23 protein-coding genes are annotated in these 26,263 nt (G+C 42.8%); 2 read left to right on the plus strand and 21 right to left on the minus strand.

The annotated features are described in order from the left end of the window. Position 1: 1 nt before the first annotated feature. From LI091_RS01225 to vanR, 4 genes are all read right to left on the minus strand, one after another. The gene (locus tag LI091_RS01225; RefSeq protein WP_265190687.1) at positions 2-889 is read right to left on the minus strand and encodes an ABC transporter ATP-binding protein; all 888 of its coding nucleotides are present in this window, start codon (positions 887-889) and stop codon (positions 2-4) included. 140 nt (positions 890-1,029) lie between these two features. Beyond that, the gene (locus LI091_RS01230; protein WP_265190688.1) at positions 1,030-2,094 is read right to left on the minus strand and encodes a sensor histidine kinase; all 1,065 of its coding nucleotides are present in this window, start codon (positions 2,092-2,094) and stop codon (positions 1,030-1,032) included. A 13-nt stretch (positions 2,095-2,107) separates the two neighbouring features. Next, positions 2,108-2,617, minus strand: coding sequence for a VanZ family protein (locus LI091_RS01235; RefSeq protein WP_059085786.1), 510 nt, complete (start codon positions 2,615-2,617; stop codon positions 2,108-2,110). Positions 2,618-2,633: 16 nt separating this feature from the next. Next, positions 2,634-3,329, minus strand: a complete 696-nt coding sequence (gene vanR, locus LI091_RS01240) for a VanR-ABDEGLN family response regulator transcription factor (protein WP_173740085.1) — start codon at positions 3,327-3,329, stop codon at positions 2,634-2,636. A 371-nt stretch (positions 3,330-3,700) separates the two neighbouring features. On the opposite strand from vanR, the gene LI091_RS01245 reads away from it, so the two are divergent. Further along, entirely contained in the window at positions 3,701-4,180 is a 480-nt protein-coding gene (locus tag LI091_RS01245; RefSeq protein ID WP_059085784.1) for a sigma-70 family RNA polymerase sigma factor, read from the plus strand. Continuing rightward, positions 4,177-5,619, plus strand: coding sequence for a DUF4367 domain-containing protein (locus tag LI091_RS01250; protein ID WP_059085783.1), 1,443 nt, complete (start codon positions 4,177-4,179; stop codon positions 5,617-5,619). Before LI091_RS01245 ends, LI091_RS01250 begins: the two co-directional genes overlap by 4 nt. Before the next feature lie 274 nt (positions 5,620-5,893). Here LI091_RS01250 and LI091_RS01255 read toward each other — a convergent pair whose 3' ends face one another. The 17 genes from LI091_RS01255 to LI091_RS01335 form a co-directional block, all read right to left on the minus strand. After that, the gene (locus LI091_RS01255) at positions 5,894-6,760 is read right to left on the minus strand and encodes a DUF2971 domain-containing protein (protein ID WP_265190689.1); all 867 of its coding nucleotides are present in this window, start codon (positions 6,758-6,760) and stop codon (positions 5,894-5,896) included. Positions 6,761-6,817: 57 nt separating this feature from the next. Further along, positions 6,818-8,566 carry a M56 family metallopeptidase gene (locus LI091_RS01260; protein WP_015542764.1) on the minus strand — a complete coding sequence of 583 codons (1,749 nt, stop codon included), beginning with the start codon at positions 8,564-8,566 and terminating at the stop codon, positions 6,818-6,820. Between the two features lie 6 nt (positions 8,567-8,572). Next, complete coding sequence (locus LI091_RS01265) at positions 8,573-8,962, minus strand: BlaI/MecI/CopY family transcriptional regulator (RefSeq protein WP_059085781.1); 390 nt, start codon at positions 8,960-8,962, stop codon at positions 8,573-8,575. A gap of 132 nt (positions 8,963-9,094) precedes the next feature. After that, on the minus strand, positions 9,095-9,997 hold the full coding sequence (locus LI091_RS01270) for a hypothetical protein (protein ID WP_015542765.1): 903 nt from the start codon (positions 9,995-9,997) through the stop codon (positions 9,095-9,097). Positions 9,998-10,408: 411 nt separating this feature from the next. Then, positions 10,409-11,194: a class B sortase gene (gene srtB / locus LI091_RS01275; RefSeq protein WP_059085779.1), complete on the minus strand. Its 786-nt coding sequence runs from the start codon at positions 11,192-11,194 to the stop codon at positions 10,409-10,411. A gap of 68 nt (positions 11,195-11,262) precedes the next feature. Next, a complete protein-coding gene (locus LI091_RS01280) occupies positions 11,263-17,781 on the minus strand; it encodes a SpaA isopeptide-forming pilin-related protein (protein WP_265190690.1) in 6,519 nt (2,172 codons plus the stop codon). Between the two features lie 154 nt (positions 17,782-17,935). Next, the gene (locus LI091_RS01285; protein WP_114001679.1) at positions 17,936-19,201 is read right to left on the minus strand and encodes a hypothetical protein; all 1,266 of its coding nucleotides are present in this window, start codon (positions 19,199-19,201) and stop codon (positions 17,936-17,938) included. 64 nt (positions 19,202-19,265) lie between these two features. Beyond that, complete coding sequence (locus LI091_RS01290; RefSeq protein WP_114001680.1) at positions 19,266-20,426, minus strand: ERF family protein; 1,161 nt, start codon at positions 20,424-20,426, stop codon at positions 19,266-19,268. A 36-nt stretch (positions 20,427-20,462) separates the two neighbouring features. After that, the gene (locus LI091_RS01295) at positions 20,463-21,176 is read right to left on the minus strand and encodes a hypothetical protein (RefSeq protein ID WP_110103107.1); all 714 of its coding nucleotides are present in this window, start codon (positions 21,174-21,176) and stop codon (positions 20,463-20,465) included. Positions 21,177-21,192: 16 nt separating this feature from the next. Then, complete coding sequence (locus tag LI091_RS01300) at positions 21,193-21,711, minus strand: hypothetical protein (protein ID WP_114001681.1); 519 nt, start codon at positions 21,709-21,711, stop codon at positions 21,193-21,195. Positions 21,712-21,767: 56 nt separating this feature from the next. After that, positions 21,768-22,880 (minus strand): hypothetical protein, encoded by a 1,113-nt coding sequence (locus LI091_RS01305; RefSeq protein WP_114001682.1) that lies wholly within the window; start codon positions 22,878-22,880, stop codon positions 21,768-21,770. 18 nt (positions 22,881-22,898) lie between these two features. Further along, positions 22,899-23,030, minus strand: coding sequence for a hypothetical protein (locus tag LI091_RS01310; RefSeq protein ID WP_005423021.1), 132 nt, complete (start codon positions 23,028-23,030; stop codon positions 22,899-22,901). A gap of 476 nt (positions 23,031-23,506) precedes the next feature. Continuing rightward, positions 23,507-23,734 carry a cold-shock protein gene (locus LI091_RS01315; protein ID WP_114001683.1) on the minus strand — a complete coding sequence of 76 codons (228 nt, stop codon included), beginning with the start codon at positions 23,732-23,734 and terminating at the stop codon, positions 23,507-23,509. Between the two features lie 113 nt (positions 23,735-23,847). Then, positions 23,848-24,351: a hypothetical protein gene (locus tag LI091_RS01320; RefSeq protein ID WP_147238612.1), complete on the minus strand. Its 504-nt coding sequence runs from the start codon at positions 24,349-24,351 to the stop codon at positions 23,848-23,850. Then, positions 24,311-25,000 carry a hypothetical protein gene (locus LI091_RS01325; protein ID WP_114001685.1) on the minus strand — a complete coding sequence of 230 codons (690 nt, stop codon included), beginning with the start codon at positions 24,998-25,000 and terminating at the stop codon, positions 24,311-24,313. The genes LI091_RS01320 and LI091_RS01325 overlap by 41 nt, the downstream gene beginning before the upstream one ends. Positions 25,001-25,070: 70 nt before the next feature. Further along, the gene (locus LI091_RS01330; RefSeq protein ID WP_265190691.1) at positions 25,071-25,724 is read right to left on the minus strand and encodes a hypothetical protein; all 654 of its coding nucleotides are present in this window, start codon (positions 25,722-25,724) and stop codon (positions 25,071-25,073) included. Between the two features lie 18 nt (positions 25,725-25,742). Beyond that, positions 25,743-26,195 (minus strand): zinc-finger-containing protein, encoded by a 453-nt coding sequence (locus LI091_RS01335; protein ID WP_059085772.1) that lies wholly within the window; start codon positions 26,193-26,195, stop codon positions 25,743-25,745. Between the last annotated feature and the right edge of the window lie 68 nt (positions 26,196-26,263).

The raw sequence follows: 26,263 nt of genomic DNA on the forward strand, positions 1-26,263 counted from the left end.
ATTATCTGTCCTCCTTTTCCAAGTCTGTCTGCGGGAACAACCACAGATACAGATCTTCCAATCGTGGCTCCGTTGTAACAGACCCATCAATTTCCGAATGTTCGGACAGATAACGAATAGAAACCTGATTGTGATCTTCGCCTCGCTGATTGATAATGCGCAGCCGCATTTCACATTCCGGCAGCTTTGAGGTCGGAATTATGCAATTCCAAACCTTGCCCTCAATCCGCTTGACAAGTTCTGCGGTAGTTCCGACATCAACAATTTCTCCGGCTTTCATAATTGCGTTGCGCGTAGAAATATATTCTATGTCAGATACGATATGGGTGGAAATCAACACGATTCGATCATGCGAAAACTCGGAAATGAAATTCCGCAGACGCACGCGCTCTCCGGGATCAAGTCCTGCTGTCGGTTCGTCCATGACAAGTATCTCCGGGTCGTTCAACATAGCCTGCGCAATACCAACACGACGCTTCATGCCGCCTGACAGATTGGAGATTTTTTTCTTTTTCACATCGGAGAGCGAAAGAATGTCCAACAAATGATTGATCTTTTTGGTAGTTGCCCTTGTGGGAATATCTTTCAGCGCAGCTATATACTCCAAATAATCTTTGACCGTAAAATCCCGGTGATACCCAAAATCCTGCGGCAGAAAGCCAAACTTGCTTCGGTAGACTTCACCTAACTCTCGAATGTTTTTTCCGTCATAGTAAACTGCTCCGCTGGTTGGTGTCATAATATCAGCAATCATGCGCATGAGCGTGGTTTTCCCTGCACCATTCGCCCCCAAAAGTCCCCAAACGCCGGGAGTCAATGTCAGATTGACATCATTTACTGCTGTTTTGTCTTTGAACTGCTTGCTTAAATGCTCTATTTTCAGTTCCATGCTTACACTCCTTTCTTTTGCTTCGGCTGAACAATAAAAAGCCTTTGTTCGATAATCATTGTACCGAACAAAGGCTTTTCAATCTCAAAAATCACACGCTTAAATTCCTAAGTAATTCCTAAGATCACAGTCTTATTTTCCTAAGCGGAAAGGGGTAATGTAATCACAAAGTCTATAGTTTCGTTTTGACTGGATGCAGTAATCTTTCCACCATGTAAATGTATAATTTCTTCCGCAATAGAAAGACCAAGTCCCGCACCACCTGTATTAGAAAGCCGGGCATCATCCAAGCGATTGAATTTCTCAAATATACTGTTAAGCTGTTCCTCCGGGATTGTTTCCCCACGATTTTCAAAAGTAATCTGAATATCATGCTCTAACCGTTTGGCGGATATAGTGATTTCTGTCTGCGGGTAACTATATGACGCGGCATTTCGTAAAAGGTTACTGAAAACTCTCGCCAGCTTTTCGGGATCAGCGTTCACAGATAAGTTGTCCTCCGCAGTAAATACCGCCGTGTTGCCATTTGCAGAGAGTGTCGGGTATATTTCATCTATTACCTGCGCAATCAGACAATGCAAATCTACATTTTCTTTTTTGATAATGACCGTATGTGCATTGTACTTGGTAATTTCAAAAAGCTCATTGATAAGTCTTTCAAGGAGCTCTGCTTTGTCTAACGCGATCTTGACATACATTTCCTTTTGCTGCTCAGGCATATCAGAGGCTTCATGGAGTAGGCTCAAATAACCGATCACTGTTGTTAAAGGTGTGCGTATATCATGTGCCAGATACATGACAATTTCATTTTTCTTTTCTTCAGCCTGCTTTGCAGCCTGCTTGCTTAACAGAACAGACATTTTGATCTGATTGAGCTGTTCCTCCAGTTCTTTCAGAGGATCAGACAACGATACTGTATGACTGTTCTGCTCATAGACCGTTTGGGTTGCGTCAATTACTTCATCCAGATAGTCCCACGGCTTTTTCCAATAGTAATTGAAGATACATACAAAGCCTATCACCAGATACAGAATAAACAGCGGACCAAGCCTCCAGTAGATCCATGCAAAAATATCGTTGTCAAATTTTGAAAAGATGTAGTCCAAGAGAAGGGTCAAACCATATCCAACAACGGTATAAATCAGCAATGATAGATATAAGCGCACTTTAAGGCGCTTTTCTGTTGTCATTTCTTTCTTCGACATGAGAATACACCTCCTACCGATTAGCAAACAGAATTAAGCCAAGCAGTCCAATCACGACAACACTTACTATGCTTGCCAGAATGGAAAACAGTCTGTTTGCTTTTATTCTATTTCCGATTAACCGAGCCGTCATCGAATATACAGCAAGCCCCAAAAGACCACCTGCCGTATTTGTGAGTACATCAGTAATATCAGAACGTCCGACTGCTAAGATATACTGCATAGTTTCCAATAAAAAACTTGTTCCAGCAATCAGCATGAATTTCACATATAATTTTGTTCCTGGCAGAAGCATTTGAAGATAAATACCCATAGGCACAAAAATCAAGAAATTATCGAGCCCCTCTGTTAAGTGAAATGCTGCTCCGATTTCCTTGTCATAGTGAAAAGGAATAAAGTTTATACTTCTTATCTTATCCAGATCACTGATTGAAAATTGTAGTTTAAAAAGTATGATCCAAACCAAAAGTGCCAGATAAATTAAGAATAAAATGGTTACAAAGCAATTTGATTTTCTTTTCATAGCGTACTCCTTTCGCTTAAATTTTGTAACCAACACCCCAAATCGTTTTAATATACTGCGGAGTATCGGAAGTGTCTTTCAGTTTCTCACGCAGATGCCGGATATGCACAGTAATTGTGCTGCTGTTTTTAGAGTAGTATTCATCTTTCCAAACTGCATGAAACAGTTCCTCAATGCTTACAACATTCCCGGCACTTTCCAAAAGAACCTGGAGGATAGAAAATTCTGTCGGTGTCAGAGAAACCGGCTCACCGTCTAACAGACATTCATGGGTCTGCACATTCAGGCACAATTTGTTATAGGAAAGTTCCGATGGAACTTTCTCTGTGATGATACTGGGCAAATATTTCTTGTAACGTCTTAACTGCGCTTTCACTCTGGCAATTACTTCAAGTGGGCGAAAAGGTTTTGTCACATAATCGTCCGCTCCCAATGTCAGCCCCGTTATTTTATCCGTTTCCTCAATTTTAGCCGTTAGCATGATGATTGGATAAGTGTATTTCTTTCGAATAAGCTGGCAAAGTGAAAAACCGTTCATATCCGGGAGCATAATATCCAGAATGGCAAGATCAATGTCGCCGCTTTCAATACACGACATGGCATCCGTTGCGCAATAAAATTTATAAACGATGTAATTTTCGTTTTTCAAGTAGACCTCCAACAGATCCGCTATATCTTGCTCGTCATCTATAATCAATATCTTTTCAGACATATTTTCAACTCTCCTTTTTGCTTGTACTCGATTAAGTATAACAAATACAGCATCTAAATTCACAATGGATTACATGAGAAATTATTAAGATTTTCCTAATTTTTTTTCATGCTAATATGATAATGCACATTAGCATATTAGCATGAAAGTAATCACAAATAACACCCATGAACAAATTTAATTATAACAATGTCCCTTTGCAAATGCTTGTTTTATTGCTTTTATTATGGAATACTATCGAAAGTAGACATTTTTTTGTGCAAAACCACGAACTTGTCCATTTATAAGAAAAAGAATAAATTATTAGGGATATTTTTGATTTCTGCACGTCTAAGAAAATGCTGGCTGGCAAAAAAAAAGGTGGTGTTTAAATGACAAAGGAACAACTTGGATCTCTGATCCTAGATTCAGAAAGACAATTATACTCAACTGCAAAAACAATTTTATTTAGTGACTATGACTGTGCAGATGCTATTCAAGAAACAATTGTGAAGGCTTTTTCCAACGTCGGCACATTAAAAAACGATAACTATGCCCGGACCTGGTTAATCCGTATCTTAATCAACGAATGTTACAGCCTTGTGCGTAAATCCAGTAAATTTATCCCATTGGAAAATCTGGCTGACAGACAGGAACCGGAATCAGAAAAAACAAAGAATTACAGTGAATTGTATACAGCCGTAAATTCCTTAAAAGAGGAACTGCGTTTACCCGTTATTCTATACTATATAGAAGATTTCAGTGTAAAAGAAATCGCCCAGATCCTTGAAATATCGGAAGGTGCCGTTCAAAAGAGACTTGCAAGGGCAAGAGGAAAATTAAGGCAGGAATTACAGGAGGTGTCAATATGAGATTAGAAGATATGAAAAACGATATTCCCGAAACACCGGATTTTATCCATAATATGATTCAAAATGAGGTAGCAAAGCAGCTGGCGGATAATAAAGTGGCGAATCTGCGAAGAAGAAAACGATGGACAGCTCCGAAAGTTGCCGCAGTGGCAGCTGCGTGTGCACTGGCAGTTTCCACGGCAGTATATGCAGGAGTAAATCTGTATCACTGGTTTTTGGAAAAACAGGGTTCTTATGGTGTTTCAGTCAAAATTGATGCTGGTGATGCAGCAAAGAAGACCGTGCTTCCAGATGAGGTCCCAGAGGTAGATCTGTCTGCTAAATATGTTCCGGAGGGCATGAGCTGGATTGACGAGTACCATCTCCAATATCCTGAGCATGGCATGACTGGCGGGTTCAGTTTTTCATTTGTCCTGTTGGATAAAAATGATCTGGGACAGGTAGTACAGGATCAGAATGTTATTGATAGTGAAGAGCGTACATTTGGAAAATACCAGGGGATATATCTCAAATATAATAGCATTACCGAAAACGGGGCTCTTAACCAGAGAATTTATCTTGTCTGCCCGGATTTATATCGTGTGCTTATGATCTACATCGGAGATGATGTGTCAAAGGATGAAGCCATAAAAGTTGCAGAAAATCTGGTGATTGAGGGAAACACGACTATGGTAAAGACCGCCGGATTGCCTACATGGAGCGGAGAGATGATATCTGAAAAGACAGAAGATGATAATGATGAAATAAGTACTTCTGTAAATGAGAAAAAACTACCCATTTACCAAATTGGTGACACCTTTGATCTGGATGTGATTGGTGAAAACACAAATGGTGAATATCTGGAAAAAACGATTTCTGCAAAGGTAGATTCTGTTCAAATTTCTGATGATCTTCAGCTTCTCGATCCGGACAAAATACCACAAGAATGGGCGGAAGCCATTGATGCTGATGGAAAGCTATCTACAAACACATTGAATTATGTGAAATCTGGCGACGGAATCGATTCCCTGGATGAAATTGTGAAGTCAGAGGAAGTGAATCAGAAACTGGTCTATGTTACAGTTACCTATACCAATCATTCAAATGAGGAAATCGACCATATGCTTTATCTTGGTGCTTTACTGACCCTGACTAAGGAAAATGGAAAAGTACAGCTTTACATTCCAACAGAACAGGCCGGCGATGGCTATGACTACATTAGCTGGGACGGCGTGGCAAAGACTGGAGGAATGGTATATTATAGTGTCTCTGAAAATTATGGCAATGGTGGAAACTACATTTCCTCTATAAAACCAGGCGAAAGTGTACAGCTGAACATGGCCTGGATCGTAAATGAAAGCGACCTCAAAAATCTGTATCTGAATGTGACTGGAGACGGAGCTTCATATGAGTTCTCTGAATATATACTGAAAAAGGGACTAGTAGATATTCGCAAATAATATGCTATCGTTTATGATCCCATTTTTTTATATGTCATATATGAAAAAGCGTTTTTCGATTCCTTTTGGTTTCGAAAAACGCTTTCTTTGCTTCTTCGATCTCTGCACATGAAGTGTAATCTGTGGTATCCAATACGATTTCCTCATTCTTTCCATTGCCGGTTAATAATTATAACGACAGTGTACTATATGAAGCAACCGACAACAACAAAAATCATTAAATGAGTTTCGACAGAAAAAGAGATTCCACACTGTAAGTGGAACCTCTTATCTATTAACGCAATGGACAATCAGATACTTTTATATTTTGAGCCAGTTTATGCAACCCAAGATGTCTGCAGTAGTTTTCCAAATCTTTTGGATTCTGGGATGAACGTGGTCCGATAATAATTGAATTGATAATATCTTCCCTGTGCATATTTTCTGTTTCTAAGACTTTTTGTAAATCTAAAATGTAGAACTCTTTTATTATATTGAATGTTTTGTATTCGATATGAGGATCGTTGTCCGTTACAAAATATGGTGCGATTCGGATTTCCTTTTCAGCAGTAAATGTAGGATGTTTGTGAATAAGGGCACATAATGCTAAATTATCAATGAATCCATCTAAGTTGGAAAATCCTTCCAGAATTCCAGTGGAAATATATGAAGACAATAATTTGTATAATTCATGATCCCTGGTCTCCTGAGTATAATACTGTTCGCCAATGATCATCCCATGATAATATAACAGGTTGTGCAATGCTTCGGTATTGAATTCTATTGCAACACCACGTCCATGATCGGCATAGCGGTCCCATTGAGCTGCATCGTCTAATGCCTGTGACAAACAGAACATAAAAAGGTGTTTTTGCGATGTTCTGTCATATATTTCTTTAAATATTTTATCAACATCACATTTGGGTTTTATATTGTTTTGGGTAAGAACGTTCTCAATGTTCTGCTTCAGGTTATCAATAAACCCAATCACTTCTTTTGCATCATTCACATTCGTTGCGCTGCCAAACCAAATCTTTTTTTTCCTTAAAATTCCATCCAAGGCTGGAAAAGAAGTGTAATGCCATAAAGTTTTACCAACTTTCTGAACAAATTTGTCAGTAGATTCCTGTCTTTTCTGAATTTCTACTAAATTGTAGGTCATATACAATACCTCTTCTGAAATAATATCATTTGAATATGCATCGATCGGACAAATCCTTTATTCTGTATAGATGTTCCCATTCTCATCCGTCCAGGTGCCGTCACCATTGTCTGTGTATCCGACCCCATCTGCGTCACAATAATAATAATCTCCGTTTGTTGTTTCTATTACATTAACAGTACCGTTACTGCCCTGGAGTTCATGCTGTTCCAGTTGGTTTCCGAAATGATAACCTTCGTCATTCCAGGTACGATATGAATTTCCATTGGCATCTGCCCAGTTTCCATCTCCCTGATAACTGTATCGGCTCCCATAATAATCAGAATAGGTCCCATCTCCGTTATCGTAAAGAACTCTGGATTCTTCATCTCCTCCACCCGGTGCTACAATTGATGCTACACCGGAAGTAGTACTGAATCCACTGGTATATGGTACGCCTGCTGGCAGATTTTCATAAGATGAAACAGACCCGTTGTTGTCAGAGGTAATTCCATCATCGGTCGTTTCACTTACCTGTCCGCTGTTTTCCATGGCAGGTTCATCGTTTGTTTCCGCATCTGCTTTTTCCTCTTCGTCTACAGAATCCTCTGTATCTGTATTCTCTGTCACTCCTCCTTCGTCCTGGGTTTCAGCAGCTTTCTGCATAGTTACCATTTCAGAAAATGGTGCATAATCCGGTACATTATTTTTCTCTGGATCTGCATTTTTTTCAATACCAGACTTCTCCGTCTCTACTGAAACTGTATCTGTCCCGGCAGAGACATTAAATACCAGATTACCGCCTGCAAGCAGCAGCGTCACAAGAATTCCCGGAAGAATTCCTTTGCGGAGTTTCCGAATGTTCACCATATACAGAATCCGATCTTTAAACACCATTTCGCTGTCATTAAGACTTGCTGTCACATATGGAATCTGATTTTCCATGGCTACTGTCCTGAGAAGCAGCTGTCGATATAATTTATGTTCCTTTTTATTAACTCTGCGAACAACTGCTGTATCACACAGATTCTCAATATCCTTATCCGCTTCTTTCAGCATGATAAGAAGAAAGGGATTGAACCAGTATATCGATGCACAGATTCGAAGGAGCATCTTATACCAGAGATCCCGATGGCAATAATGTGTAAGTTCATGGTAAAAGATAAGTTTTCTTTCTTCTGCTGAATACCCGGTTGCTGGTAGATACAATTTTGTATGTAAAAGTCCTGCAAGAAGCGGTGTGGTAAGACCTGCGTTTTGCCTGAGTTCCGGTATTCTGCGTACGTGCTTCTTTTGACACGCTGCACGGTACATCTGAATACTCACCGTATCACTTACCTGCAGACTCATCCGTTCCAGATTCCTTATAGAAAAATAATATGCCAGCAATTCTCCCGTCAGTTTAAGTACCGCTACGCTCAGCCAGACAGCAGCAAAAATCAAAGCCACAATTCCCAGCCATTTATCTGATTCGTACCTGACAGTTCTCTTTTGTTCCGGGATTTCTGTCAGATTTTTCATGTCTTTGCTCGCAGATGATACGTTTTCTGTTATCTTCTGACTTTCCTCTGGTCTGACTGCGTAATCCGTTATCTTCGGGCTTTGCGTATTCTGTTGACTGCTTCTAAGTACTTTGAAATCCACCAGTGCCAGATTCGCCGGAAGGCGCACCGGAACACAAAGGCTTATCGTAATCAACAGCCAGATAAGGTACTTCCATCTCGCTGATACACGTCCTTTAAACAGAGTCGCAAGCACTTTTACCAGTAAAATTACTACTGCTGCAATAACATTCAGTTTCAGAATGTGTAGAATGAAAACCTCCATAATTCGCTATTCCTCCCTGTCCTCCAGGTTCTTAAGAAATTCACTGAGATCCTGGACTTCTTCCGAGCTGATCTTCTTTCCATGATAAAGTGAAGTTACAAACTTTTTTAGTGAATTCCCATAAAGTTTCTCAAGAACACTCTGGCTTTCATGTGCCTGATAATCTGACTGCGAAACCAGGGGTGTATACAGATTCATTTTTCCCTGTTTCGTCACTTCCACGAAATTTTTGTTCTCCAATCTGGTCAGCAATGACAAAATTGTTGTTGATGCAAGTTTTTTCTTCATAGTGATCACTTTCTCAATCTCCGGTCTGGTCATCGGCGGAGTATTATTCCAAAGAACGAGCATAATATCCAGCTCTGATTCCGGAAGTCTCTGGTAAGTTTTTTTCACTTTTTCATACCTCCTGTTACATATTTTCTACAAATGTAGGAATAACTCTATTTTACCACGGTTCACGGAAATGGCAAGGGCTTTTGCACAATTTGCAAATGCCCTTGCCATTCCTGCAGCTACTGACCACTATCAGTCTATTTCTGTATAACTGCTGCCATTTTCATCACTCCATGTCCCGTCTCCATTGTCCGTAAATCCTGTACCATTTTCGTCCTGGAAATAATAATCACCATTTGTAGTTTCCGTAACCGTCACAGTATTACCGTTTGCATCCTGAAGGTCATGCTGTTCCAACGTATGTCCCAGATGATGAGTATCATCATTCAGAGCTGAGTAGGTATTTCCATTTTCGTCGGTATAAGTCTCATCCCCATTATCGGTATAGTTCATTCCATCATCTCCACGATATTCACAAGAATAATCTTTGTGAAGAATGTAATTAATCTCAATGGTATTTCCATCACTGTCAACTAATGTCATTGGTGAGGTAGAAAGGATATCGGAATCATCATTGCTGTCCGAGGATTTTGCAGAAGCATTTTCTTCTGTATCGGAGGAATCTGAATCTCCTCCTGACTTCTGACTGGCAGTATCTGTAGTTGCCTTATCAGAATCATCAGAAGAATCATCGGTCTGGTTTTCATTCTCCTGTCTGGTAAGTGAAGGATTTCCAGGATACGAAATATATTCTACAAATTTTCTGACGTCACTGATGTCATCTGCATCTTTTGCATATCCCACTGCCATATACAGGCTGTTTCCCTCTGAATAAATTGTCTGATAGCAGGCATCGTATGTGTCATTGCATTTGGCAATCCCTGTTTTGACATCCTCCAGTGAATATTTATAGATATTTACATAATCATTTCCGTTCGTATAGCTTGCATAGGTACCTTCCGTATCTGCTTTTTCCCATTCAGATCCAGCCGGCGGCTGTGTATAGAAATCGTTATTTCCTGCTGCCATAACCGTTGCAGCTGAAAAAATCCCAAGTGTTGCTACCGTCATAAGTGTCATAAATTTTGTCTTCATCGTGGATTCTCCTAGAATTTTATTTTCTACATCTGTAGAAGTTAATTGTATTCTACAACTGTAGAATACAATTGTCAATTCTTTTTTCTATATTTTTTTATCATCTCAGTTTAATTTCTATTTTTCCTTCCACTGGGCTATATAAATCCAGAGGATCTTCATCGCTTTCATAAACACGTCCTTCGCCTTCTCCAAATGATTTGCGGCATACTGGACATGATAGTCAGAACTAATATTTCTTTTTTCATTTTTCTGCAATCGTATTTCCATCAAAAGTGCCATTTTACGCCATTCTTGCAATAAAAAAAAGGTCCTCCCGGATAGACTATTATTGTTCCTGTCCATCCAGAAAGACCTGAAAATTAAAATGTTATATTTTTTAGAAATTATCCATTAAATTTCTGCAAACATTTAAATAAAATCATGGGTTTCGTTTTCTACAAACTCCCCATCTAAGAAAGCAAGATCATCCGTAGCTTCCTGTACTTCTGCTTCCTCGTCAGAATATTCTATCTGCCCACCTTTCTCTTCCTGCCTTTCACACCATATGACCAGACGTTTGGAGGCATCTGTTCCACAGGTGGAAAGCAGAAGCGTCGGGACTTCTTCCTGCGTTCCAAGTAAAAAAGCATCTCCATCTGCCGGTGTATACTCGCATTTTACGATCACAAAGATCCATACCCCTTCATCCGGAAGATACAGATAGAGGATATGGTGTTCTTTTAAAAATTTATCGCCAAGGAAATTTCGAAGTCCGCGGAACATGCTGCCATCTTTCATATTGTGACCATAAATGATGTTCTTGTCATCAGAAAAATCGGCATTGTTATCGGAATCCAGGAAAATGGCCCCTGCCACATGTTCTGTCTTCTTAAAAGTATGTGTCAGGTAATAGGAGTCATCGTTTCCCTGAACTACCGGGTAATCAATGCTGGTATCTGGGATCCGGATCCATGCAACGATATCCGGATTGATCTTTTTTAATGCCTTAAAATCAACCACGGTCTGTTTCCCATCGCTTCCGTCTGTTCCTTCTGTGTGGTCATCCTCATCTGTTTCCTTGACGTATGTACGCAGGTCTTCATATTCCTGCACACCTTCCCGGTACATAAAGTAAATGCCAAAACCGGTACATACGCAAAAACTGAGTACCATCAGGCAGACTGCCACGATCATGATTTCTTTTATGTATCTCATACAAACCTCCGATTATTCTTCCTGGAAAAAGGGCTGCCGGTAAATCGAGCAGCCCTGAACCGTATTCCTTAATTTCCTTTTTTCTTCTTATACCAGATCACGCCGCCAATGCCGCAGGCAGAAAGGACTGCCAGAAGGATCGGAAGCCAGATGTTGGTGCTGTCCCCTGTTTTCGGGCTGTTTCCTGTCGGTGTGCTACCGGAAGGGGATTTGGTGTTTTTGATCTCTTTTACGATCTCGATCACTTTGGTTTTTCCGTCTTTGTATTCAAAGCGGATCTCTTCTTTTTTGTTGCTTAATTCATAACCATTTGGTGCTTTGGTCTCTACCAGGATATATTCCACGGTTTTCTCTACTTTTCCATTTTTATAAGTAGCAATCGGAATCTTGCCGCTTGTCGCTGTTCCGGTCTTATCCGTTACCAGTTTTTCTACGACTTTTCCGTTTTCCTTTTCACGCAGTTCAAATTCTGCTCCTGGAAGGGCTGCCTTACTGGTGGAATCGGTCTTTTTGATGACCAGTTTTCCATACGGATGTGCGTCCTTCATTTTGACTTTCTGGACTTTTCCAGTATCTTTTACCGTAAATTTCACATCTTCCGCAATGAGGTATCCATCCGGGGCCTGCTCTTCACGAAGGGTATATTTGCCTACCGGAAGTTTTTCGACCATATGCGGTTTATCCGTGGACGTCCAGCTTTCAACTTTCTTTCCATCTTTATCTAGGATGATCAGTTTTGCTCCCGGTACCTCACTGGAATCCGCAATGTCTTTCTTGCTGATTTCCACTTTGGTCACATCATCAAGCATCTGGTGTTTCTGTACTTCTTTTGTGTTTTCGACGGTAAATTCAATACTTTCCGCAGTCACATAACCATCTGCCGGCTTTGTTTCTGTCATCTTGTATTTCTTTCCTACGATAAGACCCTTGATGATATGTGCTTCCTCTTTGGATACCCATTCATCCACCGTATTCCCATCCTCATCTGTTACCTTTAAGGATGCTCCCGGAAGTTCTTTTTTGTCCGTTAGGTCTGCTTTGGAAAGTTCTACCGTAGTCTGCTCATCTTCAAAGGTGAACGCATACTCTGCAACACTGGTTCCACTGCCCTGGTACTCAAAAGTGAATTCCTGCGGTTCCTGATCTGTCACATAGCCATCCGGGGCGGCAAGTTCCTTAATGTAGTACCTGCTATCAACCGGGAGATCTGCAACAAACTGGATCTTTCCATCCTCATCTGTGGTCTTCAGTTCGATCAGGGTGTCTTTCGCAAGGAGTACTTTTCCTTTAGAAGATACGATGTCGTCTGCTGCATAGAGGCCAAAGATTGCCCCGGAAAGTACTTTGTCACTGTCCTTTTCTTTTTTCAGGACTTCCACCTGTACCCTCTGGCGCGCATTCTGCCAGTCGGCACTATAAGTAACCAGAGGTGTATCCTGGTCACGGTATGTAAGATCCACATATCTTGGTTCATTATCCAGAACGTAGCCATGTGAGGTCTCTTTTTCCACGATGTAATAGCGTCCAAGCGGGAGGTTATCCATCTGGGCGATGCCATTTCCATCTGTTGTAATGGAGCCGACCAGTTCATCTGCCGCATAATAATCTGCACTTACCCCGTCTGCTGCACGGATGGCTTCTGCCGCGTAAACATTGAAGGTTACATCAGTCAGGTTTCCAGTCACATAGTTGAACAGGTGCTCGATCATGCCTTTTGCATTGTCAAGAAGGGATACGCTGTCTAAGAATTCCCCTTTCTTGTTTACCAGAAGTCTTGCTACCGGGACTTCATCTTCCATTTTGACTTTCTGTACTTCTGCAGTATCAGAGATCGTAAACTCTACGTCTGTTGCACGTAAGTAGCCATATGGTGCAAGCTCTTCACGCAGAATGTAAGTTTTTCCAACCTGAAGTCGCTTGATCACATGTGGGGAATCTTTTACGGATGTCCAGGAATCGATCACGTTGCCATCCTTATCCAGTACACTCATGGAAGCCCCGTCAAGTTCTGTTCCGGTCGTGATATCTGCTTTTGTTACTTCTACCGTTGTCGGCTGGTTTTTCTTCACGGATTTTAATTTGATCGTTTTTACGTCCTGGCCCTGGTATGTGGCATCAAATTCCAGGATCTCATCGGAAGATACATAACCCGCCGGCGCCTGCAGTTCTTTCACATAGTATCTGCCAAGCGGAAGATCCAGCGTAAACGCTGCCTTACCTTTTTCGTTGCTTGTGATCTCCTGAAGCAGTGTATCTGCTTTTACGATCACCTTGTCGCCGGAAGAAATTGCTTCTTTATTGTATAATCCAAAGGTTGCACCTTTTAAAGCCTTTCCGGTCTCGGCATCCTGTTTTTCCACACTTAGCTCTACTTTCTGGCGTTCATTGGAAAATTCCAGTTTTTCTTCGATCTCCGGTGTGTTCTGATCCTTATAGATAAAGGATACTTCCTGACTGTCTGGATTTAAGACAAATCCGGCCGGTGTTTTTGTTTCTTTCACACGGTATTTTCCAAGCGGAAGGTCTTTGATCACAGCTTCTCCATTCTTATCGGTGGTCACTGTTTTTACCAGGGTATCCTTTGCATAGATCACGTGACGGTTTCCCTGCTCGTCCACCTGATGATCCGGTGTGAAAATATCTTCTGCTGCGTAGATTTCAAATTCTGCCCCTTCCAGGGAAGTTTCTTCGTATACAAAATCCTTTTTAAAGGATTTTAAGGTTTCACCGGATTTATGGATCACCAGTTTGCCCTTGACCGGATGGTTTTCATAGGTCACGGTAATGATGGCATCCCCGCTGACAGAATCCATCTGATAAGCTGTATTTTTGTCAACTTTGATCTCCACATACTGGGTATTCTGGGTGTAGCCATCCGGCGCGCTCACTTCCTCGATCCTGTAATTTCCACATTTTAAGGATTCCGGAAGGATCAGGTAACCATTTTCGTCCGTAAAATAGGATTTATGGACAACCGTATTTGGATAGGTCGTTACCTGTTCCACATACTTTTTCGCATCCAGGTCGTACACTTTGAATTCTGTATTGGCAAGGAGGACCGGCAGTTTGGTCTCGTCATCCTGTTTCACGATCTTAAGCTTTGCTTTGAACTCATCGTCCAAAAGGACTCTCCACACCTGCGGTGTGGTGCTGTTCTCAGTTACGGTTACGATAAAATCATCTACCGGCATAAAATTATGCGGTGTTGTAGTCTCACGGACAATGTAGCGTCCATAAGGGATCGGGATGCTGCACGCATAGCCGCGTTCATCGGTAAACATTTCTGTTTTTCCGTCTTCCGTAAGAACGATCGGGGTCGCATTTGTAAAGTCATAGCTTCCATCGTCTTTTACAGTCAGGCTGCTGATCAGATAAGCAGAGAATCCGGCACCTTTTAAAAGATCCGCATCGGTCTTATCATTATCCGCTGCTTTGATCAGCTGGAAGGGCTGTTTGATCACGTCTTCTTTGGAAACGGTATTTCGTTTTACCGTCTCTACCTGGTCTCCTTCGTAGTCACAGTTTACATCATGCTCCTCTTCGTCCAGAAGATAACCTACTGGAGGCGTGATCTCCTTCAAATAATACTTTCCAAGATACAGATTGCTTACGCTTGCTTTTCCCTCTTTATCGGTCGTCAGGGTAGCTACCTGCTCGTCCTTTTTATAAAGGACTCCGCTCCTGCCATCCGGATGGTTAATGTCTTCTCTTGCATAGAGCCCGTAAATGGCTCCTTCAAATACTGCATCTCCCTGTGCGCTGTTTCCTGTCTCGCTGTCTTCTTTTACCAGGTCGATCGTTGCATTTACACGCTTATTTGTAAAGGTATGGCTAAAGTTTACCTTTTCTTCCTTATCATTGGTAAACTTAAAAGTGAAGGTGTAAGTATCCTCACTGTTTCTAAGGTAAAGTTCCGGTGCCTGGATCTCCCGGATGCTGTAGCTGTAATTGATCGGAAGTTCCGCTTTATAAGAAGCTTTTCCATCGGCTCCGGTCGTTGCTTTTTCAATCAGTGTTCCTTTGGGAACAACGGTCTTACCATCAACTTTGATATCTTCTGCTGCATACAGCCCGTAAATACCTCCGGAAAGCGGATTTTTGGTCTCTTCGTCCTGTTTTTCCACACGGACTGCTGCCTTCTGGCGTTCATTTAAAAATGTTGCACTGCCAGTCTGCACTTCTACGGTCTGGCCTGCATACACAAGCTCAATAGTCTTGGACTCTCCTTTACATACATAATTATCCGGAGCCTTCGTCTCGGTTACTGTGTAGGTGCCAAGATAGAGGTCTTTTAACGTAACGCTTCCGTCATCTCCGGTAACCAGATTATCCTTGACAAGTGCACCTTTTTTATAGATGAGGGTGCCATCTGCCGCCTTGATATCTGCACCTGCATAAACACTGTAAACGGCTCCTTTCAATTTCCGTTTTTCGTAGGTAAATGTCACACCATTTTCCGTGACGGTCGCTCCGGTAAGCACTTCTCCTTCTTTATAAATGGTGAGTGCACCCTTTTGCTCTTTATCCGTTAAGTTCTTGGAAGCGGTCTGCCCTACGACCAGCTTTACCCCATAGGCTTTCGTATCCAGCACGTATCCGGACGGGCCTGAAATCTCACGAAGGTAAACGGTATCCTGTGTTTTGGTGATCTTTACTTCGGATTCCCCTTTTGCATTTGTTGCCGGCATTTTTTTGATAAGTTTCGTGCAGGCTTCATCTGCATAGATGCCGTAAACGGCACCTGCAAGGAGCGCGTTGCTTCCCTTATCTTTTTTGATGATCTTGACCGTTGCTTCATCCGGCCAGTCTACCTCCAGGTTCAGCTCCAGTGTATCTGTATAATATCCAAATCCGATATCCTGGCTGTTCGCCAGCTTTAAGAGCATGGCATGGAAATTAAGCGGATAGTTGGATGTGATCGCATATTTTCCTTTCAGGCTTCCAATATTCTGGGTGGTTGCTTCCAGATGGAATTTTTCACCGCCCTTTACGCTCACATTTCCGGTCCCGGTTTTCCCTGTCGTCTCATTTACAAGGGAGACCCCGTTTTCCAGATGGACCGTGATCACAAAAGCTGCATTTGCCTTCCATGTAAAGGTCGGGCTCTGGTTTCCATTTGCAGAAGCACTGAGCCCTGGTGTCAGTTCCATGGTCGTTGGATCCGGCATCTTTGCAAGGGCTGCCTTGATCTCTTTTAACATGTTTTTGGCAGTTGTCGAAAGGGAGCCGCCAAATCCGGATTCCCCGTCATATAAATAATCGACCAGATAATGCTGCATTGCACGGGTCTCGGAGGAACAGCCGTATTTTTCCATGATGGATTTGATATTATAGCCGTTGAATGTGCCGCCCCATCCGGGACCGCCATATCCGTAAAACATGGCCTTCCTTAAATAACGGTCATCGCCGCCTTCATCCAGTTCGACCATATTTTTATAAGTCGTTCCACTTGGCGGGGACTGTTTACTGTGCTGCATGCAGTATGCATAGACGGTATAAGTCTTTCCGCCTGCTTTGTAACGGATATACTTATAGGAATCATTTCCGCCCTGTCCCATAACAGAATCAAAAGGATGCAGTTTTCCATCTGAATAATAGTAATAGGTATTAGCTTCAATGTCTGTTGAATCATCCCACAAGTCTCCATCGGAAGCTGCCACGGTACTAATACCGCCCTCAGCCTGGTCATATAGCACACTTAATGCAACATCATCTTCCGGCATCTCAAAGCTGAAGGAATTTGTTCCCTCATCGTAGCTTACTTCTGCATACAGAAGATCTTCGGTATTCTCTGTCTGGTTTGCTTCGACAAGACTTGTTCCCACTGCGATCAGGCTTCCCTGCGGGATATCACCGGAAAAGTTGACCGTCTCCCCCGTCTGGTAACGTCCGTCCTCGTGGTCCAGTTCAATATTGAATTCATTTCCCTGTACAATGTCAACCTGATGGCTTCCATCCTCTGTTTCCTCATCGGAAAATCCTTCTGCTTCCTCTTCTTCTGGTTCCTCCGTTTCTTCCGGCTCTTCCTGAGTTTCCGGGGCATCTTCCGGGCTTATGGTCGGGAGGACGGGGTCTGCCTCCGGTTCGTCATCGCCGCTTTCCTGTTCCTGGCCGCCATTGGATCCGTCTGTTTCTGCTTCCCTTGGTGTCACCGTGATGTTTCTGGCAACCAGATAGGCTTCCCCGGATGCGGGCGTAACAAGATATACGCATTTATAGGTCCCCGCATGGTTATAATCAAATACAGTCCCGTCTTCCATTGCTGCTTTTTTCAGTTCCACATGGTCTCCGTCAGAGAGTTTCAGTCCTGTAAAATCATTCTGGATATCAAAGGCTTCCCCTTCGGTAACCATAAGCGCAAGTTCCGGATCAGCAACGGTTTCCTCGATCAGTTCCTCCTCGCTTTTCTCCGTCTGCGTTTCTGTCTGTGTTTCTGTCTGTACCTCGATCTGCGTCTCGCTCTGTGCGGAAACGCCTCCCACCTCAGCGGCGGATACTGCAGAAGCTCCCGTCTGCAAGAGCGTAGTGCAGCACAGAGCAAAAGCCATCGCACCCGCCATCCATCTTTTCTTCCAGTTTTTTTCCAAGTGCACGTTCTCCTTTCATGATCGCTTTTTTCCCTGCAGTTTTCTTTTGGTCCGTCTCTTATCTGCATCGCTTTCTCCTTTCTTCCGGCTTTTTCAGCCAGATAAAAAAGAAACTGAAAAAAATTCCAGTTTCCCTTTTATCTGACCAAACATTTTATGCCGTCTTCCTGTGTCCTTTTTCCTCTTTTTGAAGGATCCAGTCATCCACGCCTTTGTAGTGTTCCATCCAGGTACCGGATGCATCGGTATCCCAGGTGACTCTTTTGCAGGATACATTCAGTTCCTCACAGATCTCATATAGTTTTATACAGCCTTTTCGGATCATGTCCCGCTTTCTGCGCTTTCTGGGGCATTCTCCATGATACAGATAAATTCCATGTTCACATTGCCGGCACGCACTTTTTTCATCGTGCTTACAGGACAATTCCATCATTTTATCCATGTCGTAACATTCGTAAACTCTTTTTAACCCCTGCTCTTTCAGTTTTCGCAAGACAGTTTCCAGTCCTTTATGATTGGAAACTCCAGGGACTCCGATATAAGGATTTCCTGTACACATCCATGCGATCTCTGCCTTTAAGATCCCTTCCGTTACGTAAACCGTGCCATCCTTTATTTTCCCAAACATTCCTGCCGGGCTGCCGCTTGATGTGCCTTTTTCTAAGCCGCTGCTGGTAAACCAGAGGTACTTCCGTTCTTTTAAAGGAACATCCAGCCGGATCTGGAATCCTATGATCCGTTCCTTCCCATCCCGGACCGGGCAAAGATACCCGTTATTCTTCCTATAAAAAGCAGCTTCCCAGTCACCATCCCGGTTGATGAAAAATCCAGGAACCCCATCCAGGCGAAATCCCTTTTTTAAGAGCTTTCTGGCAATGGTCACGGAATTCTCCTCATCCGTACTTAAAAAACCTCGTTCTTCCATCTGTCTGACCTCATTTAACGTCAGCCCACGCAGGAGAAGGTTCCTCCGGTGTGTTTCCTTAAGCTTAAGAAAAGTGAGCATTTCCTTATATACATGGTCCCGGTAATCCCATTCCTCTTCCGTAAGGGAAATGCGTTTCTTTTTAGAAACGATAGAAGCGAACCCATTTTGTGTCGTGGACTGCTGTCTTTTATCCTTTCCAGAAAAAGAAAGTGCCTGCTTTATCTCCCGGTAGGCTTCTTTATACCGGTTTCTCCCGTAAATGCCGGATAGTTCCGCATACAGTGTCAGCATGTTTCCGGCTGCCCCGCAATGATAGCAATGGTAAACATTCTTCAGTTCTCCATTTTTGCGGATGCAAAAACTGCATTTTCCTCTTAAATCCCCGCAAAAAGGACATTCCACCGGAAATTCGTCCTGGTAAGAATCACTCAGTCTTCGGATTGACAAAAGATCTGCTACTTCTGCGATCGTAAACGATTCTCTGGCATACATGCCTTCCTCCTTTTCATAAAAGATGGCCCCGTTCCCGGAGCCATCTCAAACTATTTCTCTGTTTTCAGGCTGCTTTTTGCATTTCCTTTTCATGATCCAAAAGAATCTTCGCAGCTTTCTGTATTTCCTGATTCTGGCCTTTGTAACGCTGTACCAGCCATTTGATCGTCTGGTAACCTCTGGCATCCTGCATCATTTCCCCAAGAGGGGTTCCGGCATAGACACCAAAATTGCAGATAACCTTTTCTGCCCATTTCACTTCATCCTCTGCATCCTCTTCGTGAGCCATATCCTCCAACACTTCCTCTGCAGTCTCTTCTGGTGTTTCTTCCTCTTCTTCTGCATCAAAAGAAATCTCATCATCTTCATCAAATGGAACTTCATCCGTTTTTTTTACTGCACGGAAACCGTCTGCATCCGTCTCGGCAGTAATTTCCTCATCTACGGAGATTTCCTCGGTCTGAACCGGATCTTCCGCTTTGGTTTCTTCATCGGAAAATTCTTCCAGTCCGCTTTCACTTTCTTCCATTCCAAAAGTCATCTGTCCAGGAAGGTTTTCTTCTGTATCCGTCACTGCATATTCCACTTTTACAGGACTTTCTGATATGGCATTTCCATCACGCAGTTTTTTACGGTCCGTTTTCTTTTCCCTGACCGGTTCCGTTTGCTCCTGCTTTGCTGCGGTTTCTTTTCTTTCTGCCTTTTCCTGTTTCTTTTCCGGTTTTTCCGGTTTTACGGAAGCTTCCTGCTTCGGCATTTCTTCTTTTTCCGTCCCACGCATGTCCGGATCGTCTATTCCAGATGCCTGCATGATGTTGAATTTATTTAAGAAATAATACTTCAGGCCATACGTCCATGCCGCACCTTTTGCTTTATCCGGTGCTTCATTGGTTCCAATGACATGCAAAAAGCTCCGTACCTTGTCTCCCGGACGGTCTGCATTGGTCCAGCACAGCTCCAGGTCAGCCTCATATCTCCAGAGCGCTCCCATTTCCTTTAAAAACACGGAATTGCCCTGTTCGTCCATCTGTGTCGGCCTTTCACTTAAGATGTCAAAATCGACCCCGTATTTATTAAGGGCCGGTGTCAGGCATTCATAAATATCATCCAGTTTTACAAAATCATAAGTAACGTCCTCACTGTACCGTTTGCGGATCAGCTTCGGCACCTTTTTTCTAATCCTGATCATCTTCTGGTTCAGATTCATGTAATTGTATTTACCCATATTATTCGTTTCCTCCTGATTTTTTCATTTTTTATACTAAGCAGAACGCGGAAGGCTTACCTCCGGCCCTGTCCCAGTCTTTTTTAACATTTCTTCCATTTCCTCCCGGATACATCCGATACAGATCTTCTTTTTTGAGATCTCCGGAAGTTTTTCAAGCAGCCACTTCTGGGCGAAAAGCTCTGCTGCCCGCTGTGGGTTGCTTAAATATTCCAAAAACATCCAGTCAGAAAATTCCCACTTCATATCCGCAAAATGAAACTGCGGCTGATAGATCAGATCCTCCGGCCGCTTTCCTTTTTTAATAAAACGGTCTGCATTTAGCTGGATATAAACCCTGCTGATCTCCGGGATCATCTGTGCAGCTGCATACCCGCCTTTTAACAAAAGTTCATCCCATTGTTCCCGGATAAGTTTCTTTCCAATGCGGCTTATCTGTGTTTCCAGTTTCGGGATCAGATCCTCACGCACAGGAAAACCAAAATCATCCGGTATCCCGATCGGCTTCAGAAAAAGATCTTCTGCTTCATAAAGGGAATACTCCGGCATGTGGATCACGGCACACCAGTTCCGGTCTGTTTTTCTGTTTTCCTTTAAACAGTCAAAGAAAAAGAAACAGTTTCCATATCTTGCCTTTATAAACAGCTGTCCGGAAAATTCTTTTACTTCACAATCCGGCGATTTCAGCCATGCGATCAGTTTTTCTGCCTCCCTGCTCTCTTTTAACCAGTCCGGAAGTTTTCTATCCATCACATACCTCCGTAATTTAGATATATGGCAGGGAATACCTGGAATACACCATCTTTGCCCGTTTTAAAAATGCAGAGCCTTTTTCTGCTTTTGCAAACCATTCCACAAAAAAACGTGTCAGGTTCTGCTGCAGTGTCCGGTGGGTATCAAGGGCATAATCCACAAATTCCCCATATCCGTCCATACTTCCTGCAAGCAGGTAGCAGGTAAACATTTTTGCCATCTGCTCTTCATCTGAAGGATTGATCTCCATTTCCTCTGCGCCGTCATACACCAGGCGCACCCTCTCTGGCTGTTCCTTTACATGCAGGCACAGATCATCGGCCATCAGTTTCGATGCTTCGTTTCGAAGGTCGTAATATCTGACCTCTGAAAGACCTTTTAGCCAGGCAAACCCAAGATAAGTGTAATTGTCTTTTATTTCCTGCTGCTCTTTTGCCATGGACTCCATAAATTTTTTGTGTCCGGTGGGATGGCAGTTCAAGTATTCATCTACCAGCAGCCTTGCCACATCTTTTCCATTCGTAACCTTCATGTTTTCCTCCCATCAAAAAAAGACAGTCCATGCTGTCTCCATTCTTTTAAATCCTGTTAGTATTTTACAGTGCCAGGAATATCATATTCATGCCAGCGTTTTGACACACAGCCGGCAATTTTTTCTTCCAGAGCTAAAAGGCCTCTCTCATTCGTCTTTTCCTGCCTTGCAATGGTAATGGATTCACAGATCCCGCAGTAGATTTCGTATGCGCTGCATGGCTCAGTCCCAGTAGTAGCCTTAAACTGCTCCACGGTTTCTGCAAGCAGTTTTTTTCCAAATCCCGCCTGCTTCATGATCCCTGCCATGGCATTTGCCGGATGCTCGATCCAGATATCACACAGCCGCATGACCCCTTTTAAGACTTCCCGGTAGTAATCAAAGATCGACTCTATGTTTTCCGTGAAATCTTCCATTCCTTTACAGTTTTTGTGCGTAACCTTCAGGGCATTGCCAAGGATCACATTTCTTGTCGGCTCCTGCAGGGAATAAAAAATATTCGCTCCGGACACACCGACGTCTGACGTAGTGATCCGTACAACTGCTTTTATGTCCTTATCAGTCTTTCTTCCATAATTCTGCATCAGTTCCTTATAAACATCTGTAAGTTTCGTATCTTCCAGCTGCCAGGACGCCGTAACAGAATAATGATCTGCATAGCCGTTTAAAAACGTTGCCTTCTCATAGTCCCCATGGATATATGCCGAGGTAACCATGTACATATCCGGCATGGATATGATGGCATAATCTTTTTCATCACCAGACAGGACTGCCCTTATTTTTCCTTCACAGAAACGGATCAGTGCTCTTCCTCTTGCAACCTTCAGGCATTTATTCAAGATCTCTGCCAGTGTTTTCTTATCGACATCTGCCAGGGCTTTGCCATCAATCCTGGCCCGTCCTTTCAACGATTTGATTGCTGAATTTCCTATATAACAGATCCTCTCGGGCAGGATAAGAACCAGCCTGGAATGAGATAAGGTATCTTTTTCCAGTGCTTCCAGGGAAATGCCCTGAACCTCTGTACAGGTTTCCTCTCCTGCAGCTGCCACCTTTAATTTCTTACTGGTGATCCGGATCCATTCTGCCCGGCTGTCTATCTCTTCCAGATACTCGCACAGTTCCTTTTCTGTCCGGAACTCCTTATAAAAGTCATCTTTATAATACATAATGTCCGCCTTTCCATGCTAGCTGAAAATCCGGACTTCAACAGCCTGTATCTTTCCATCTTCGATGCAAAATACATAGCCGTCTTCTGCCATCTCCATAAGCATTCCAATTTCCAGTGCATTTGCGTTTTCCCATTTAATTGTCTCCATAATCGACCCTCCTGATTTTACAATGTGTTTTCTTTTTTTGATGTTCTTAAGGTATTTCTTTTTGCAGTTTCCTTAACTGACAGTTTCATTCGTGCTCCTCCTTTCTGCTTTTTATGCAATAAAAAAAGACACAAAAAGAATCTTCTTTCCTTCTTGCATCTTCCTTATATTTTGCATATCCATTTTTCTCATTAAGGGCAAGACCGCCCCAAAGTGTTTCTTCCGGAATGTCCGGAACTAAAGAATAACCACAGTCTTTTATAGACTGTTAAATTATTTTTCATTTAAAGACTACCACAACATTTTGTGGTTGTCAATTAATTTTAACTATATATTGTGTTATTGCGTGAGTTGTCTTTATTATTCTGCTACATGTTGTGACAGGCGGCATGATACCGCCTGTCTGTTTCATCCGTCTGCATAAGTGCATGTATCTGAGGGGAATAGGTAATCTGTACATGCACTATGAAAACGTCTTACTCAGCGTTTGGATCCGCCGTGGAAATATTTTTGGCAAGGCTTCGCCCGTTGGCATCCGTCCCTGCTTCAAAAAGGACCGGCTGGCCACCGCTTAATTTCCGGTATCCATCCATCTGGATCTCTGAAAAGTGGGCGAAATAATCAATCCCGTCTTCACCGGTGATAAAGCCGTATCCTTTCTGTGCGCTGAACCATTTCACGGTTCCCTGTAGTGTTTCTGACATATCCTTCTCTCCTTTGCTGTATTTCCCGCAATAGTCTTTTGCGGAAACAGGGCAGCATGGAATCGAACCATGCCTGGTGCTCCCCTCCCTGCTATAAAATGGATCTCTTCCTCTTATATTTCTTCGTTTCCCAAAAAAGTCCCGTTATTGAGTGCTGCATCCACCCGGCGGATTCCTACCAGCTTCTTTTCATTTATGCCAAAATAAAACCGGTAACGTTTTCCCTCCAAAACTTTTACGTTTTTATCCAGCAAAAGTTCACTCTGCCGGCCGGCCGGATCACTTACCCGGATCTTCCGTAATCTTGCAAAGGGATTTTTCCCGTCTATCCCGGTTACCAGCCCTTCCACGATTTCATAGGTCTTTTTATCCGCGGTGCAGAAAATAAGATATGTTCTTATAAACCCGATAATCCCAAGCAGGAAAGACCAGAAAATAAAAGTTTTGTCTTTCATCCATGTTCCCATAAATGATCCGAAAAGCAGGATAAAAAGAGACAGGATACCATATCGCTGGATCCTGTCCTTAAAAAAATCCGGTATATTCTGATAACGTGTTCCAAAATCTTCCAAGCATCTATACAGCCTGTGCCAATACGGATGTTCCGTTTGCTTCAAGGCAGTCCTCCCTTCTTATGTTGTCGATCACAAGCTGTTTCTTATAGTAAAGCTGCGCTACACGGCTTATAAATTCCCGTTGTATCTGTTCCTGGAGGGAATCTGTTAAATTGGGTTCCCTGCTTTTTGCCTCTTCTTTTAAACATTTCAGGTGGCAGGAAACATCCCCTTCTCTTTGAAGATAGGAAAGTAGCTGGTATTCCTCTTCTGTAAGCAGCGGCTTTTTAAAAGCCCTCAGTGAAAACTTCAGTCCTTTTCCCATGGAAAGGGCTTCCATAAAATGCTTCATGCGTTCTGTCCGTGAAAAGGCCATGGGAGCCATGACTGACCGGCTGATAATGCTGTATACAGCTTCCTCTCTGGTACATCCTTCTGTCAGCACAACCAGGCCCCGCTTTACCAGACGGTTCAGGCAAAACTGAAAATCCTCTTTGTCCGCCCATTCCTGTGCCTGTTTTTCTCCAAGACTAAATACAAGAAGACGATGCATCTGGGAGTGGACCTTATCCTCTTCACAGAAAGACCAGGTGAGCGCAGCCCACAAAATAGTTTCCATTTCTGTAAGTACTTTTTCTTCCCCATCTACCCAGACACAAAACCTTCCATCTGCATCATCTTTTTTCATTCCGATTGCTGTATACCATCTCATGACATTTCCTCCTTGTCATTTTCACTCTTTCTAATCTCTGCTTCTGATCTGTTTTCTTTCATATAACTTGTTACCCATATATCATTTCCAGGAGTTTTGGAAGTACATACCCCAAAAGCATGCCTGCTGCCGTACAGATTCCGATATTCGGCCGCCGCAGTTTCCATACTTCCTGTGTTTTGGTCCCGATAATCCTTGTTCTTCCCGGTACGATCCACCTGAGTTTCCGATAAAACTCCATAAATCCCTGATTGTCAAAGCCAAAGGATCGTACACAGAAAACATCCCGTTCCTGTTCTTCTTCATCCAAAAGGAAAAAGCTTTTCTGTTCTTTCCCTTCTTTTCGGATCACGATATAAAATTCCGGAATTCCCCGTCTGGTTCCTTCTACGATCTTATCCATCTCATCGTAAAAGATCCTGCAGGACTCATATTTTCCGTTTTTTTCCGGCTGGCAGACTGCCAGGCTGTCCTCTTCAAGTGCCATATAACAGTTTTCTGCCTCCATGATCCTCCGGCTGATTTTTATGGCCTGACGAAGAAGCAGGATTATCGCAAGCGTCAGTGCAGTACACAAATATACAAGATCCCAGCATCTTTTCTGGTATATGAAAAAGTATGCGCTGATTCCCTCTGCCACACTGCATATTGCTGTCATAATAAAATACTGTTCTTTAAGGTCCATCAGATGATATACATCATCTTCTGTCGCCTGTAGTCTCAAGGGCATCCATCCTTTCCGTCATGCCACGCTTATTTTATCCGGGGATTTCTTTTTTTCCTCTCGGCTTTTTATATAGTCTGTACATTCCCGGATGGTCTGTTCACACAGGTAATAAGAAAATTTCCCGATATGTGTGTCCTTTTCCCGGAGATTCAAACGGTTCTGAAGCCAGATATACGTGCTATGTTTGGTCATATAACCATTTTTCCAGATTGCATCCAAAGCTCTGTGTGCTTCGATCCGCTTATTACGCAGATTGCTGTCAGCCATGGTTCCCATGGGACGCATACTTTTTTTGTGTGCCCCAATGTATGAATCACAGGAAGGATAGCCGCTGCATACATACAGGTATTTCTCCGGATCCAGGTTGTTATCCCCATAGACATAGGCTGCAGGCCTAAGTACCCCGGGTCTTTTGCAATATGGACAGTACAAGGTTTCCCGCATCTGTTTTCTCTTCTTTTTTGCCATCTGACGTCACTCCTTTCCATCTTTATCTCCGATGTTAAAGAAATCCCTTTTTCTGTGTCAACAGAATT

Source organism: Blautia sp. MSK20_18 (assembly GCF_020553125.1).
Classification (GTDB): Bacteria; Bacillota; Clostridia; order Lachnospirales; family Lachnospiraceae; genus Blautia_A; species Blautia_A fusiformis.